Genomic DNA, 13,264 nt, shown 5'->3' on the forward strand with positions numbered 1-13,264 from the left:
GTGGTCCTGCCGAATTTTTGCTAGCGGAGGCTAGATAACAATTGGCCGGAGGCTGTTCCAGCATTGCCGCCGTGGCATCAGGTCGCGGGCCTGCCCCACGGGCAGGAATCCGTCAGAACAGGAAGTAGCGCTGCGCCATCGGCAGCACCGTCGCCGGCTCGCAGGTGAGCAGTTCGCCGTCGGCGCGCACCTCGTAGGTCTCCGGATCGACTTCCATCACGGGCATCGCGTCGTTGAGGATCATCGAGCGCTTGCCGATGCCGCCGCGGGTGTTTTCGACGGCCACCATCTGCTTTTCCACGCCGATGCGCTGGCGCAGGCCGCCCTCCAGCCCGGCCTTCGACACGAAGGTGATCGAGCTGTTGGTCAGCGCCTTGCCATAGGCGCCGAACATCGGGCGGAAATGGCTCGGCTGCGGCGTGGGAATCGAGCCGTTGGGGTCGCCCATCGGCGCCGTAGCGATCCAGCCGCCGAGCAGCACCATATCGGGCTTCACGCCGAAGAAGGCCGGGTTCCACAGCACGAGATCGGCGCGCTTGCCGACCTCGATCGAGCCGATCTCGCGCGACATGCCATGCGCGATGGCCGGGTTGATGGTGTATTTGGCGATGTAGCGGCGGGCGCGGAAATTGTCGTTGTCGCCTTTTTCGCCCGGCAATGCGCCGCGCTGGCGCTTCATCTTGTCGGCGGTCTGCCATGTCCGGATGATCATCTCGCCGACGCGGCCCATGGCCTGGCTGTCCGACGAGATGACGGAGAAGGCGCCGAGGTCGTGCAGGATGTCTTCCGCCGCGATCGTCTCCTTGCGGATGCGGCTCTCGGCGAAGGCGATATCCTCGGGGATCGACGGCGACAAATGATGGCAGACCATCAGCATGTCGAGATGCTCGGCGATGGTGTTGACCGTGTACGGCCGCGTCGGGTTGGTCGAGGCCGGGATGACGTTGGGATACTGGCACACCTTGATGATGTCGGGCGCATGGCCGCCGCCGGCACCTTCGGTGTGGAAGGAGTGGATGGTGCGGCCCTTGAAGGCTGCGACCGTGTCTTCGACGAAGCCGCCTTCGTTCAGCGTGTCGGAGTGGATCGCCACCTGGATGTCGTAGGCGTCGGCGACCGAAAGACAGGTGTCGATGGCCGCCGGCGTCGAGCCCCAGTCCTCGTGCAGCTTGAGGCCGCAGGCACCGGCCAGCACCATCTCTTCCAGTGCGCCCGGCAGCGAGGCATTGCCCTTGCCGAACACGCCGATGTTCATCGGCAGGCCGTCGAAGGCCTGGATGATGCGGGCGATGTTCCATGGGCCGGGCGAACAGGTGGTGGCGAGCGTGCCGTGCGCCGGGCCGGTGCCGCCGCCGACCATGCAGGTGACGCCCGAATTCAACGCCTCGTCCACCTGCTGCGGCGAAATGAAGTGGATGTGGGTGTCGATGCCGCCAGCCGTCAGGATCTTGCCTTCGCCGGCGATGATCTCGGTGCCCGGACCGATGATGATGGTGACGCCGGGCTGGGTGTCGGGGTTGCCGGCCTTGCCGATGGCGGCGATGCGCCCGTCCCTGAGGCCCACATCGGCCTTGTAGATGCCGGTGTGGTCGAGGATCAGCGCATTGGTGATGACGCAGTCCATCGCCCCGTGGGCGCGGCTGAGCTGGCTCTGGCCCATGCCGTCGCGGATGACCTTGCCGCCGCCGAACTTCACCTCCTCGCCATAGACGGTGAAGTCGTTCTCGACTTCGATGAACAGCTCGGTGTCGGCAAGCCGCACCTTGTCGCCCACCGTCGGGCCGAACATCCGGGCATAGTCGGGACGGGAGATCTTCGCTGGCATCAGAGTTTTCCCATCACCTTCTTCTGGAAGCCGTAGACCTCGCGCTTGCCGCCGAGCGGCACCAGCGTGACGTCACGTTCCTGGCCGGGCTCGAAGCGCACGGCGGTGCCGGCGGCGATGTCGAGCCGCATGCCCCGCGCCTGTTCGCGGTCGAATTTCAGGCCGTTGTTGGTCTCGTAGAAATGATAGTGGCTGCCGACCTGGATCGGCCGGTCGCCCGTGTTGGCGACCTTGAGCGTGACCGTCGGCTGGCCCTTGTTGAGCTCGATCGAGCCGGGGGCGGGAATGATTTCGCCGGGGATCATGTGGGAGCTCCTCAAGCCGCATTTCTTGGCAATGGCGCGCAGCCTTCGGCTTTCAGCACGCGCTTGGTCGAGGCGGGGTATTTCGCAAGCATGGCAGTGGGCCGGATCGGCCGGGCGGAGAAATTGCCGCCGCAATTGGGGCAGGTGCCGCCCAGCACACCTTTCGCGCAGTCGCTGCAGAAGGTGCATTCGAAGGTGCAGATCACCGCGTCGGCGGCTTCGGGCGGCAGGTCGCGGTCGCAGCATTCGCAGTTGGGACGCAGTTCGAGCATGGCGGCCTCAGCGAATGGGTTCGTGCACGGTGACCAGCTTGGTGCCGTCGGGGAAGGTGGCTTCCACCTGGACGTCGTGGATCATCTCGGCGATGCCGTCCATGACCTGGGCACGGGTGATGACATGGGCGCCGGCTTCCATCAGCTCGGCGACGGGGCGGCCGTCGCGCGCGCCCTCGACGATGAAGTCGGAGATCAGCGCCACCGCCTCGGGATGGTTGAGCTTGACGCCACGTTCGAGCCGCTTGCGCGCCACCATCGCCGCCATGGCGATCAAGAGCTTGTCCTTTTCCCTTGGCGTCAGGTTCATTCGGGCACCGAAATCCTAGAGTGACCACAGTCTGGGCAAGCCTGCCTGTGCGTTGAGCAGGGCGGCCAGGGGCATGAGTCGTTTACGTAGCTGGTAGCCGTCCTCGGCGTAAAGCCTCGCAAGAAGCTTGCCAGTTCCAGCCACGTTCCAAGCGCTGATGCCGCCATCGTCGCCGATGATTCGCCGCGCCGGCTCCACCAAGACCTCGGTTTCGCCGGAGATCAAGAGCAGCGTTGCCATGGCGATGCGCCCACCGGCCGATGCCGGTTTGGCGAGCGTCGTTTCCATCTCGGGGCCGACCGAAAATTCTTCGGCGTGGACGAGTTTTCCCTCGCAGCGGATGCGCCAGCGGTCGCGGAACAGGCCGCTCCTGGCGCGCTCGCCCATGGCGCTGCGGCCGAAGACCGTCGCCTCGACGACCAGCGCCTCGGCGCCTGCGGCGAGGTCGACGTCGAGCGAACGCGAGAAGGCCGAGCGGTCGAAGACGATCGTCTCCTGCGGCAGCCATGCAAGCCGGCCGCCTTGGCCGACCGTCAGCCGTACGTCCACTTCGGCCCGGCCGGCCAGAGCGCGGTAGACCTTTTCGCACGCCTGGGTGGTGATCGACGCCCGTGCGCCGGCACCGACGGCGACCTCCCATCCGATACGGTCGCCGCCGGTCAGTCCGCCGGCCATGTTGATCAGCACCGCCTCCAGCGGCTCAACCCCGGTGTCGGGCAGCCTGATCTTGGCCGCGCCGTCCTGGTAGAGGCGGGCGAGGCGGCTGCGCCCGGCGCGATGCTCGATCTCGATGCGGGCGCGTGCGGCCACGCGTTGCGAGGAAATCGCTGCTGCGTCCGCCGCCGCGGATAGGGATGCGTTGAAGGTCATGACGCCCTGAGGTTTAGCCGAGACGACGCGTTTGTCGACATATAGCTTGTTGCCTCACGGCGTTTCCGTTTCTATAGAGGGATGCCTTTTTGGCTCATTTCGGGGGCGAACAGTGCAATTCGGGCTTGCAACCAGCCCGGCGCGACAATCGCGTGACGCATGCCCGGCAAGTGTAAGAGAGTTCTGGGGAAGGGTACTGATGGCTGACAAGCTGGCAACGGAAATCATCGACAAGATCAAGGCGCATGCAGAGACCGGCGGCGAAGAGATCACGCTTGATACCGAATTGACCGCGCTCGGCATCCATTCTCTCGAGTTGACCGAGATCATCTTCGATCTCGAAGAGGAATACGGCATCGAGATCGAGATGAACACGGCCGATGCCTGGAGCAGCCTCAAGAATGTTGGCGACATGGTTGAGGCCGTACGCGGCCTGATTGCACAAAAAGCCTGACATGGATCGCAAGCGCATCGTCATCACCGGCCTCGGCGGGCTGTGCGGACTCGGCACCGACGCGGCTGCCATCTGGGACGGGCTGCGCAATGGCCGCTCTGCCATCGGCACGATTGTGCAATCGCCATTGCACGATCTCAAGACCCGTACCGGCGCCGAGATCAAGGAACTGCCCGACCACGGCATCGACCGCAAGCAGCTGGTGTCGATGGACCGCTTCAGCCTGCTTGCCGTGATCGCGGCGCGCGAGGCGATGCGCCATGCCGGCCTGACCTCCGACGAGACCAACACCTACCGGATGGGCACCGTCGTCGGCGTCGGCGTCTGCGGCTGGGAAGCGATCGAGGAAAACTACCGCGCCATCCTGCTCGAGGGCAGGAACCGCGCTGGCATCTTCACCGTGCCCAAGGTCATGCCGGGTGCCGCAGCCGGCCAGGTCAGCATGAATCTCGGTCTGCGCGGCCCGGTCTTTGGCGCCACCTCCGCCTGTTCGTCCTCCAACCACGCATTCGCCACCGCCATGGATCAATTGCGCGCCGGCCGTGCCGACGTGATGGTCGCCGGCGGCACCGATGCGCCGCTGGTCTGGGGCATCGTCAAGGCCTGGGAAGCGCTGCGCGTGCTCTCGCCCGACACCTGCCGTCCGTTCTCGGCCGACCGCCAGGGCTTGGTGCTTGGCGAAGGCGCGGGCATGGCCGTGCTCGAGACTTACGAACATGCCGTTGCCCGCGGCGCCACCATCCTGGCCGAGCTCGCCGGAGCCGGCATGTCGGGCGACGCCTCCGACATCGTTGCGCCGACGGTCGAAGGCCCGGCCGCCGCCATGCGCGCCTGCCTGCACGATGCCGGCCTGGCGCCCGAAGAGGTCGACTACATCAACGCCCATGGCACCGGCACCAAGGCCAACGACCAGATCGAGACCGCGGCCATCAAGCGCGTGTTCGGCGCGCATGCGCACAAGCTGTCGGTGTCGTCGACCAAGTCGATGCACGCCCACTGCCTCGGCGCCTCGGGTGCGCTCGAAATGATAGCCTGCGTCATGGCGGTGCGCGAAGGGCTGGTGCCGCCGACTGCCAACTATCGCGAGGCGGATGCCGACTGCGACCTCGACGTGACGCCCAATGTCGCCAAGGCACGCCCGGTGCGGGTGGCGATCAGCAACGGCTTTGCCTTCGGCGGCACCAACGCCGTCGTGGCGGTGAAGGCGGCCTGAGAGCGGCCTTCGTCCACGTTGCGTAGGGACAAATCAGCGCGCTTGCATATTGATGCAGCGCGCCTGCATGCCTAACTCTTGCGTGCCCCACCATTCCGGTCAGCGCTCTGCGCCGGCCCACCCCCACGAGGAACCGTCGATGAGCGATCTCACTCCATTTCCGATTGCCGCGCGTTGGCCGGCGCAGCACCCCGACCGCATCCAGCTCTATTCGTTCCCGACGCCGAACGGCGTCAAGGTGTCGATCGCGCTGGAAGAGCTCGACCTGCCCTATGAGGCCCACGCCATCAACATCGGAAAGAACGAGAGCTGGACGCCCGAGTTCCTGGCGCTGAACCCCAACGGGAAGATCCCGGCGATCATCGATCCCAACGGCCCCGGCGGCAAGCCGCTGGCGCTGTTCGAATCGGGCGCGATCCTGCTCTATCTCGCCGAGAAGACCGGCCGCCTGATCCCCGCCGATCGCGCTCGCCATTACGAGACGATCCAGTGGGTGTTCTTCCAGATGGCCTCCGTCGGTCCGATGTTCGGCCAGCTCGGCTTCTTCCACAAGTTCGCCGGCCGCGAGATCGCCGACAAGCGTCCGCTGGAGCGCTACCGCGACGAGTCGCGGCGGCTTCTCGGCGTGCTCGACCAGCGCCTTGCCGGTCGCAAGTGGATCATGGACGACGACTACACCATTGCCGACATCTCGCTGCTCGGCTGGGTGCGCAACCTGATCGGCTTCTACGAAGCGGGCGACATCGTCGGCTTCAAGAGCTTCGAGAATGTCGCGGCATGGCTGGAACGCGGACTGGCGCGGCCGGCGGTGCAGGCCGGGCTGAACATCCCCGCGCGTTCCTGAAAATCGCGCTGGCCGGGGCTTGGTCTACTTGGCCTTGGCTTTCGCCTTGCCGCCGTCGCGGGTGATCACCGAGGCGGCGATGCCGGCCACGCCGGTTGCCACGCCCTTGACCTTGCGCATCATCCGGGCGGCCACCGATGGCCGCTTGTCGGCGGCGGGCGTCTTCGGGCTGCCAGCCTTCGCCGGCTTCTCGGCCGCAGGCGTCACCTTTCTTGGCGCGGCCTTGCCGAACGCCGGCTTGGCCGCGTCTTTCGACCGTTCGGCCATTGCCGGCCCTGCGCCCACCTTCGACTGAAGGGCCTTGCCCGACCTGGGGGCAGCTTTCTTCGCCTTGGTAACCATGGCCATCACCTCGCTGTTCCGAATGTCTGGACCCGCATCTGCAGGTCGTACCCATCAGACAACGGGCAATCCGGGCTTCGGTTCCGGCTGGCTCAGATGACCAGGTCGGCCTTGCGCCGCGCCGCGAGCACGCGGTCGATGTTGGGCATGTCGTTGGTATCGATCCAGTTGCGGGCGTCGGCGTCGGACCGGCCATGCTCGCGCCAGCGTTCGACCAGGCGCCGTTCGAGTTCCTCGCGTGGCGCGTCGACGAAGATGGTGAAGTCGAACAGGGATTCGAGCCGCTGCCAGGGCTCCTCGTCGAGCAGCAGGTAATTGCCTTCGACGAGGATGAACTTGACGTCGGCGCCGACGATCTCGGCCGCGGCGCGCGACAGCTCGATGCTGCGGTCGAACACCGGAATGGCAATGTCGGGTTCGGCGGCGCGCAGCCGCTTGAGCAGCACTTCGAAGCCGGCAAAGTCGAAGGTTTCCGGTGCGCCCTTGCGCGCGCTCAGTCCACGCGTCTCGAGCACCTTGTCGTCGAAGTGGAAGCCGTCCATCGGCACTACGGCAGCCGAACCTTCGGGCAGCACGTCGCGCAGCGCCGCCGACAGCGTCGACTTGCCCGAACCGGGCGGCCCGGCGATGCCGATGACGAAGCGCTCGGCGTGATGGGCGCGCTTGAAAAGGGTGGCTGCGATATGGGCTATCTCTGACATGGGCCTTCCCGATGGTCTCGTTTGGCATCCTGCTGGAGCATCAGACAAAATTGAGGCGGCGAAGGTTCCAGTTCAAGTGCGTTTTGCAATTCGCAGGAACTGATCGTCGAAGGCGGTGTCGCGGGTGCTGCCGTCCGCGAATGCCAGCCGCAGCGTTCCCGCGCCGGGAGTGATCGAAACCGGCGCCTGGCCGCCCACCAGCGGCAGGGCACCGACGACCTGGCGGAAGGCAACATGGCCGCCGAGCGCAAAGGCGGTCTTCACGCCGTCGCGCCGCAGCCAGTTGTCGCCGAGCGAGGCGGCATGGCCGATCGCCGTGCGGCCGTCCTCGATGCCGAGGACACCGGCCCGGCCGTTCCACGGCGCGTAGTAGCGGCCGCCATTGCTGATCCACAGCATGGTGACGGGCAGCTCGTCCGGGTTCTTCAGCACCAGCACGACGTCGCCCTCGGCCTTGCGGGCCACCGCCGTCCAGCCCATGCCGCCGTGGTCGGCTTCGACAAGCGTGACGAAATCCTCGTGCCGGCGGCTGGCGCTGTAGTCGGCGAGGTCGACCTCGCCGCCCGAAGCGGCGGGAAAGCGCGCCAGATCGGTGCTGCGGGCGGGGTAGGCAAGCAGATGGCTGCCGCGTGCCGGGTCGGGTTCGGTCGCATCCGGCGGCGTCACCGCCAGCCGCTTCGGCGAGAACGCCAGCCGCCCGCCGGTCTGCATCCCGGTCATCGGGTGATGTGCGACGGAGATCGCGCCCGAACCGCCGGTGAAGCTGTGTTCCTGGTAAAGGAAGGGATGGCCGTCGCGCAGGGTGAGCGTCTTGTCGACCGTCGCGCCCATCACCTTGTGCTGCAGCCGGAAGCCGGCGCGGCGGCCGCCCGGAATGGCTTCATCGAAGACGAGGTCCCATGCGCTGTTGGCCGGCCAGCCATGGAGCGGTGCTGCCTCGACGTCGCTGCGCGAAAACGGCGCGCAGAGAAAATCGCCAGACAGCCTGGCGACACCCGCCGGCAGCCCTTCCGGCAGGTCCGGCCTGTCGATCCACGGCGCGCGATGCAGCGGCCTGATGCTGCGCCCGCCGGCGTCGATGGCCAGATCGGCGAGGTGGCCGACCGAGAGGTCCAGTGCGACGGAAATGCCCCCGGCCTGCAATCGATGCACGTTCATCTGCCAAATCACCCGCTGTTGCTGCACCAGACAAGCCGCTTTTTCACGGCTGGCGCAAGCTTGCAGGTGTAACCAATAGTCAACACCGTCGGCGCAACATGTGCCTGGCGCGTCGAGCCAAATGGACGGCCTGGCGTACATTCTGTAGTTTCCGGCTGTTGTTGCCGGCCGGCATCTCACTCAGCCAGAGTTTTTGGCGACCACCGACAGGTTTTTCGTTGCTAGCCCAAGTTTTCCTGCTTCCGCGCTTCCCCGGGTCGTTCCAGCAGCCAGTGCCCCGGCTTCTCCGCCAGGTCACAGCGCTGTTTGCCATGGCCGTGCTGCTCGCCGGCTGCGCCACATCGGAGGCGCTTGATGTCGCGCCGCCGGCCGCGCCGGAAAAATATGCCGCCATCGTCGTCGACGCCTCCAACGGGCGCACGCTGTTCCAGGCCTATTCGACGGCGCCGCGCTATCCCGCCTCGCTGACCAAGATGATGACGCTGTACCTGACCTTCGAGGCGATGCAGCAGGGTCGGGTCGCCAAGACGACGCTGATCCCGGTGTCGGCCAACGCGGCGGCGCAGCCGCCGTCCAAGCTCGGCTTCAAGCGTGGCGAGCAGATCGAGCTGGAAGCGGCGATCCGCGCGCTCGCCACCAAGTCGGCCAATGACGTGGCGGTGGCCGTCGGCGAATATCTCGGCGGTTCGGAGGAGGGATTTGCCCGCCAGATGACGTCGAAGGCGCGCCAGCTCGGCATGACCTCGACGGTGTTCCGCAATGCGTCGGGCCTGCCCGATGCCGCCCAGCGCACCACCGCGCGCGACATGGCCGTGCTCGGCATGGCGCTGCGCAAGCATTTCCCGCAGCAGTATTACTATTTCTCGGCCACCGATTTCAATTTCCGCGGCAAGCGGGTGCGCGGCCATAACGACCTGCTCGGCCGGGTCAATGGCGTCGACGGCATCAAGACCGGCTACATCAGGGCGTCGGGCTTCAACATCGTCACTTCGGTCAATGCCGGCGGCCGCAAGCTGGTGATCGTGGTGATGGGCGGCGACAGCGCGCGCAAGCGCAACGCCCATGTCGAGGAACTGATCGTGCGCTACATGCCGCAGGCTTCGGGTGGCAGCGTGGCGTCGTCGCTGTTCCAGCCGGCGCCCGCGGCCCAGCCGGTGCAGATGCCGACCGAGACGGCGGTTGCGATGCCCGCCGCGACGGCGATGCCGGCGCCTCCGGGCCTGCCGGCGGCCCCGGAACCGGTGCCGCCGGCCGGAATCTACTGACGCGCATCCCCCGGCGCTCGATCCGCCGGGGCTAGCATGGGTTGGCTCAGGCCGGCGCCTTGTATTGCGCGGCGCTGACATGCTCGAGCCAGTCGACGGCGCGGCCATCCTGCGCTTCCTGGATCGCGATGTGGGTCATGGCCGTGGTTGCCGTGGCGCCGTGCCAGTGCTTTTCGCCGGGCGCGAACCAGACGACGTCGCCGTTGTGGATTTCCTGGACCTCGCCGCCCCAGACCTGGACCCAGCCGCAGCCTGACGTCACGACCAGCGTCTGGCCGAGCGGATGGGTGTGCCACGCCGTGCGGGCACCGGGTTCGAAGGTGACGCTGACGGCGCGCACCATGGCCGGCGCCGGCGCCTCGATGAGCGGGTCCTGGCGCACGGCGCCGGTGAAGTAGTCGGGCGAGGGGGTTGCCGACGGCCGCGATCCGCAGCGTTTGATGTCCATTTCGGGATCTCCTTTCAGGCAGATGGTGGTGCAAGCGACGGCCGGCGGCGCGGGCTGGGGGTGTCTTGCCCGAGCTTATGGCCGTTTCCCGGCCAGCGCCATCCGTGCCGCGCCCAGGCTGGCATGCTGCAAGGCCCGCACCGGGAATCAGTCGGGCAATGCCACGGTTGCCCGCCCGCTGCTCAGGTTGACGACTATCCCTGCGATGGCCGCCGCATCGGCTTCGGGCAGGGCAAGGGTCAGCACAGCGCCGGTGGCGGTGAAGGTTTCGGCGACGGTGCGGACGCCAGGCAGGGCGGCTAACCTCGCCTGGACGATCGCCAGGTCGGCGAAGTCGAGGGTCACCACGGCGTCGACGGTGGTGACGAGCGGCACCTTGGCGGCCGCGCGCAGGCAGGCCGAAGCGGTGCCGCCATAGGCGCGGACCAGCCCGCCGGTGCCGAGCAGCACGCCGCCGAACCAGCGCGTGACCACGACCGCGACATTGTCGAGCGCCTGGCCGTCGAGCGCCTGGAGGATCGGCTTTCCCGCCGTGCCGCTGGGTTCGCCGTCGTCGCTGAAGCGGTACGCCTGGCCCGTGCGCCAGGCCCAGCAATTGTGGTTGGCCGACGCATCCGAATGGGCGGCGATGAACGCCTTGGCCGCAGCCTCGTCGGCCACCGGACCGGCGACCGCCAGGAAGCGGCTTTTCTTGACGTCCTGGGCGAAATTTTCGATTTGCGCGAGGGTGAACATGGCTGGGGGCGGTTAGACAATGCGCGGCGATGCCCGTCAATCTGCTCCGGCGCGCGCCGGCACCCCGCTTCTGTCTCTGTCTCGGCCAGGGACGAGGCAAGGCGCGGCACGCGCGTGCGTTGCTCGCAGCAACTGCCGCCTCGCGTGCGCGACTGCCGTGCGTGTCGCGCAACTCCATTTCCCCCGTTGAAGCCTGCCGCCGCATCGGCTATGAACGCGCGTCGTCCGGTGCGCCGGGCGTGTTCGGTGGTTGCCACCGACGAGCACCCGTAGCTCAGCTGGATAGAGCGCTGCCCTCCGAAGGCAGAGGTCACAGGTTCGAATCCTGTCGGGTGCGCCAGTTGGCAAAAGTTTTCCGTCCGTACGCTTTTTGAATTGAATGCATTCCACTGCGGGCAATCTGGACGCACTGGAACCCTGAAATGGCTTCAATTCGAAAGCGAAAAGGCACATGACTCGGCGCGAGCCCGTCATGTCGGATTTGCTTCCGGAACTCCCCGCAGGATCGCAACACAATATGATCGCATTGCCGTCGACTGTCTCGCGGCAGTCTGCATCGTGGCGAAAGTCGGGTTGCTGAGCCGTCCCGGCTGTCGGACGGCGACAAGGTCTCCAAGGATTTTGCCGCTCTGAAGAAATAGGGCCTTCCCGCCGGTCCGGGCCCGCCGGTCTGTAATCCGACGATCCGGCGCCATGGACGGCGTTCCCGTCGGCGCCTAGGTTGGGGCGCCCATCCAGGAGAACACCGAATGACCAGCAGCGGCATCAAGACGGCGGCGGCGATCCTTGCCGGGGGCTTGGCGACGGTTCCGGCCCTGGCAAAGCCGATGGTCCTGACCAACGCCAGGGTTCACACGGTCAATCCGGCCGCGCCGTCGGCGCAGGCGATTGCCATCGACGATGACGGCGTCATCCTGGCCGTGGGCACGAAGGAGGCGGCGCTGGCCGCAGCGGGCAAGGACGCCGATGTGATCGACCTCGACGGCATGTCGGTGCTGCCCGGTTTCCAGGACGCGCACATGCACCTGATCGAAGCCGGCGTGAACGAGATCCTGTGCGAGTTCGAACCCTTCGACACGCTCGACAACACCCTCGATACGGTTCGCGACTGCGTGAAGTCCAGCAAGACCGAATGGGTGCTGGGGTCGGGCGTCAGCATGACCAACCTGCTCGACCAGAGCGACAACCCAAGAGCCTTGCTCGACGAGATCTCTCCGGACAGGCCGGTGCTGATCCTCGACGACATCGGCCATGGCGCCTGGGCCAACTCGGCCGCGATGCAGGCCGCAGGCTATGACGCGATGGCCGCCGATCCGCCTGGAGGCATCATCCTGCGCGATGCCGGGACCGGCGAGCCCAACGGCGTCGTGCTGGAGAACGCGCAGCAGAAACTGCGCAACCTGGCCTTTCCCGACACGCCGGAGAACGTCGAATTCGCTTATGAAAGCCTGTTGCCGACGTTGCGGACCCTGGCCGAGAACGGCATCACCTCGGTCAGCGACGCCGGCGGGTTCTGGCCGCAGGGCCACCTCAAGGTCTGGCAGAAGGCGGTGGCCAACGACACGCTGACGGTGCGCGCGTCGAATGCGCTCTACGTCTATCCGGACCTGCCCTTCGACGAGCAGATGGCGGCGCTGAACAAGCTCTATTCCAACGACCCCGCCAGCCTGCTGCGCTTCAACCAGGCCAAGATTTATGTCGACGGCATTCTCGAGCAGCGCACCGGCGCCGTGCTGCAGCCCTATCTGAAGGGTGCCGGCATCGATCACGGCCATGACAGCGGCTTCCTCTATTTCGATGTCGACACGCTGGATCGCTATTCCCGGGATCTGTCGAAGTCGGGCTTCCAGCTGCACTACCATGTGACCGGAGATCGCGGCGCGCGCCTCGCCCTCGACGCCATCGAGCAGTCCGATCCCAAGCCCGGTCCGCATCGGCTGACCCACCTCTATCTGCTCGACAAGGCGGACTATCCCCGTTTCAAGCAACTCGGCGTGGTTGCCGATTTCCAGCTGGCGCCGAGTTCGATCGATCCGGAATACAACAAGTTCATCCGCCAGTTCATCGGCGACCGCGCCGACCGCATGCTGCCGGCGGCATCGCTGGCGGCGGCGGGCGCCGAAGTGGTGATGAGCAGCGATTTCGACGCCGACGAACTGTCGCCGCTGGTCAAGATCCAGGCGGCGCTCACGCGCAAGAGCGAATGCGCGCCCGACGTCGCCACCGCCATCGAATGGATGACCATCAACCCGGCGCGCCTGCTGCATCAGGACAGGACGACCGGTTCGCTCGAGGTCGGCAAGTTCGCTGACCTCGTGGTGATCGACCGCGACATCACGGCCATTCCGGTCGCGCAGATCGGCAAGGCGAGGATCGTGGCGACACTGCTGCAAGGCAAGCCGGTCTATGATCCCGACGAGATGTTCGAGGAATAGGTGCCTGGCGCAGGAGCGGATGTGCTGCATCCGCCCCCGGTTCGAACAAATCGTCGCCAAGCGCCCCGAAACTGCTTGAACCGAACG

The 13,264-nt window shown here is 66.5% G+C and carries 15 protein-coding genes and 1 tRNA gene; 6 read left to right on the top strand and 10 right to left on the bottom strand.

What is annotated here, in order from left to right:
* Positions 1-112: 112 nt before the first annotated feature.
* From ureC to ASC75_RS23115, 5 genes are read right to left on the bottom strand one after another with little or no spacing between them, the layout of a single operon-like run.
* The gene (gene ureC, locus ASC75_RS23095; RefSeq protein WP_055981156.1) at positions 113-1,825 is read right to left on the bottom strand and encodes an urease subunit alpha; all 1,713 of its coding nucleotides are present in this window, start codon (positions 1,823-1,825) and stop codon (positions 113-115) included.
* Complete coding sequence (locus ASC75_RS23100) at positions 1,825-2,130, bottom strand: urease subunit beta (RefSeq protein ID WP_055981158.1); 306 nt, start codon at positions 2,128-2,130, stop codon at positions 1,825-1,827. The genes ureC and ASC75_RS23100 overlap by 1 nt, the downstream gene beginning before the upstream one ends.
* 11 nt (positions 2,131-2,141) lie before the next feature.
* Entirely contained in the window at positions 2,142-2,402 is a 261-nt protein-coding gene (locus tag ASC75_RS23105; RefSeq protein WP_055981161.1) for a DUF1272 domain-containing protein, read from the bottom strand.
* A gap of 7 nt (positions 2,403-2,409) precedes the next feature.
* Positions 2,410-2,712 carry an urease subunit gamma gene (locus tag ASC75_RS23110; RefSeq protein WP_055981164.1) on the bottom strand — a complete coding sequence of 101 codons (303 nt, stop codon included), beginning with the start codon at positions 2,710-2,712 and terminating at the stop codon, positions 2,410-2,412.
* Positions 2,713-2,727: 15 nt separating this feature from the next.
* The gene (locus ASC75_RS23115; protein ID WP_055981166.1) at positions 2,728-3,582 is read right to left on the bottom strand and encodes an urease accessory protein UreD; all 855 of its coding nucleotides are present in this window, start codon (positions 3,580-3,582) and stop codon (positions 2,728-2,730) included.
* Positions 3,583-3,781: 199 nt separating this feature from the next.
* Here ASC75_RS23115 and ASC75_RS23120 point away from each other — a divergent pair, with 199 nt between their 5' ends.
* The 3 genes from ASC75_RS23120 to ASC75_RS23130 all read left to right on the top strand — a co-directional run bounded on the left by ASC75_RS23120 (position 3,782) and on the right by ASC75_RS23130 (position 6,093).
* Positions 3,782-4,036 carry an acyl carrier protein gene (locus ASC75_RS23120; protein WP_055981169.1) on the top strand — a complete coding sequence of 85 codons (255 nt, stop codon included), beginning with the start codon at positions 3,782-3,784 and terminating at the stop codon, positions 4,034-4,036.
* Between the two features lies 1 nt (position 4,037).
* Entirely contained in the window at positions 4,038-5,249 is a 1,212-nt protein-coding gene (locus ASC75_RS23125) for a beta-ketoacyl-[acyl-carrier-protein] synthase family protein (protein WP_055981172.1), read from the top strand.
* Between the two features lie 139 nt (positions 5,250-5,388).
* Positions 5,389-6,093 (top strand): glutathione S-transferase N-terminal domain-containing protein, encoded by a 705-nt coding sequence (locus tag ASC75_RS23130; RefSeq protein ID WP_055981176.1) that lies wholly within the window; start codon positions 5,389-5,391, stop codon positions 6,091-6,093.
* A 24-nt stretch (positions 6,094-6,117) separates the two neighbouring features.
* On the opposite strand, the gene ASC75_RS23135 is transcribed toward ASC75_RS23130, so the two are convergent.
* From ASC75_RS23135 to ASC75_RS23145, 3 genes are all read right to left on the bottom strand, one after another.
* Positions 6,118-6,435: a hypothetical protein gene (locus ASC75_RS23135; protein ID WP_055981677.1), complete on the bottom strand. Its 318-nt coding sequence runs from the start codon at positions 6,433-6,435 to the stop codon at positions 6,118-6,120.
* Positions 6,436-6,527: 92 nt separating this feature from the next.
* Positions 6,528-7,136 (bottom strand): nucleoside triphosphate hydrolase, encoded by a 609-nt coding sequence (locus tag ASC75_RS23140; protein WP_055981179.1) that lies wholly within the window; start codon positions 7,134-7,136, stop codon positions 6,528-6,530.
* Between the two features lie 72 nt (positions 7,137-7,208).
* A complete protein-coding gene (locus ASC75_RS23145; RefSeq protein ID WP_055981182.1) occupies positions 7,209-8,294 on the bottom strand; it encodes a hypothetical protein in 1,086 nt (361 codons plus the stop codon).
* Positions 8,295-8,605: 311 nt separating this feature from the next.
* Between ASC75_RS23145 and ASC75_RS23150 the strand changes: the two genes are divergently transcribed.
* The gene (locus ASC75_RS23150; RefSeq protein ID WP_055981185.1) at positions 8,606-9,559 is read left to right on the top strand and encodes a D-alanyl-D-alanine carboxypeptidase family protein; all 954 of its coding nucleotides are present in this window, start codon (positions 8,606-8,608) and stop codon (positions 9,557-9,559) included.
* 46 nt (positions 9,560-9,605) lie between these two features.
* Here ASC75_RS23150 and ASC75_RS23155 read toward each other — a convergent pair whose 3' ends face one another.
* Together ASC75_RS23155 and ASC75_RS23160 are read right to left on the bottom strand one after the other, a co-directional pair.
* Complete coding sequence (locus ASC75_RS23155) at positions 9,606-10,007, bottom strand: cupin domain-containing protein (protein WP_055981190.1); 402 nt, start codon at positions 10,005-10,007, stop codon at positions 9,606-9,608.
* A 147-nt stretch (positions 10,008-10,154) separates the two neighbouring features.
* Positions 10,155-10,742, bottom strand: a complete 588-nt coding sequence (locus tag ASC75_RS23160) for a YigZ family protein (protein ID WP_055981193.1) — start codon at positions 10,740-10,742, stop codon at positions 10,155-10,157.
* 263 nt (positions 10,743-11,005) lie between these two features.
* Between ASC75_RS23160 and ASC75_RS23165 the strand changes: the two genes are divergently transcribed.
* Both ASC75_RS23165 and ASC75_RS23170 read left to right on the top strand, forming a co-directional pair.
* Positions 11,006-11,082, top strand: a tRNA-Arg gene (locus ASC75_RS23165).
* Between the two features lie 409 nt (positions 11,083-11,491).
* Positions 11,492-13,177: an amidohydrolase gene (locus ASC75_RS23170; protein WP_055981196.1), complete on the top strand. Its 1,686-nt coding sequence runs from the start codon at positions 11,492-11,494 to the stop codon at positions 13,175-13,177.
* Positions 13,178-13,264: the final 87 nt, after the last annotated feature.

Origin of the sequence: Aminobacter sp. DSM 101952 (assembly GCF_001424795.1) — a bacterium.
In the GTDB taxonomy this organism is placed as follows: Bacteria; Pseudomonadota; Alphaproteobacteria; order Rhizobiales; family Rhizobiaceae; genus Aminobacter; species Aminobacter aganoensis.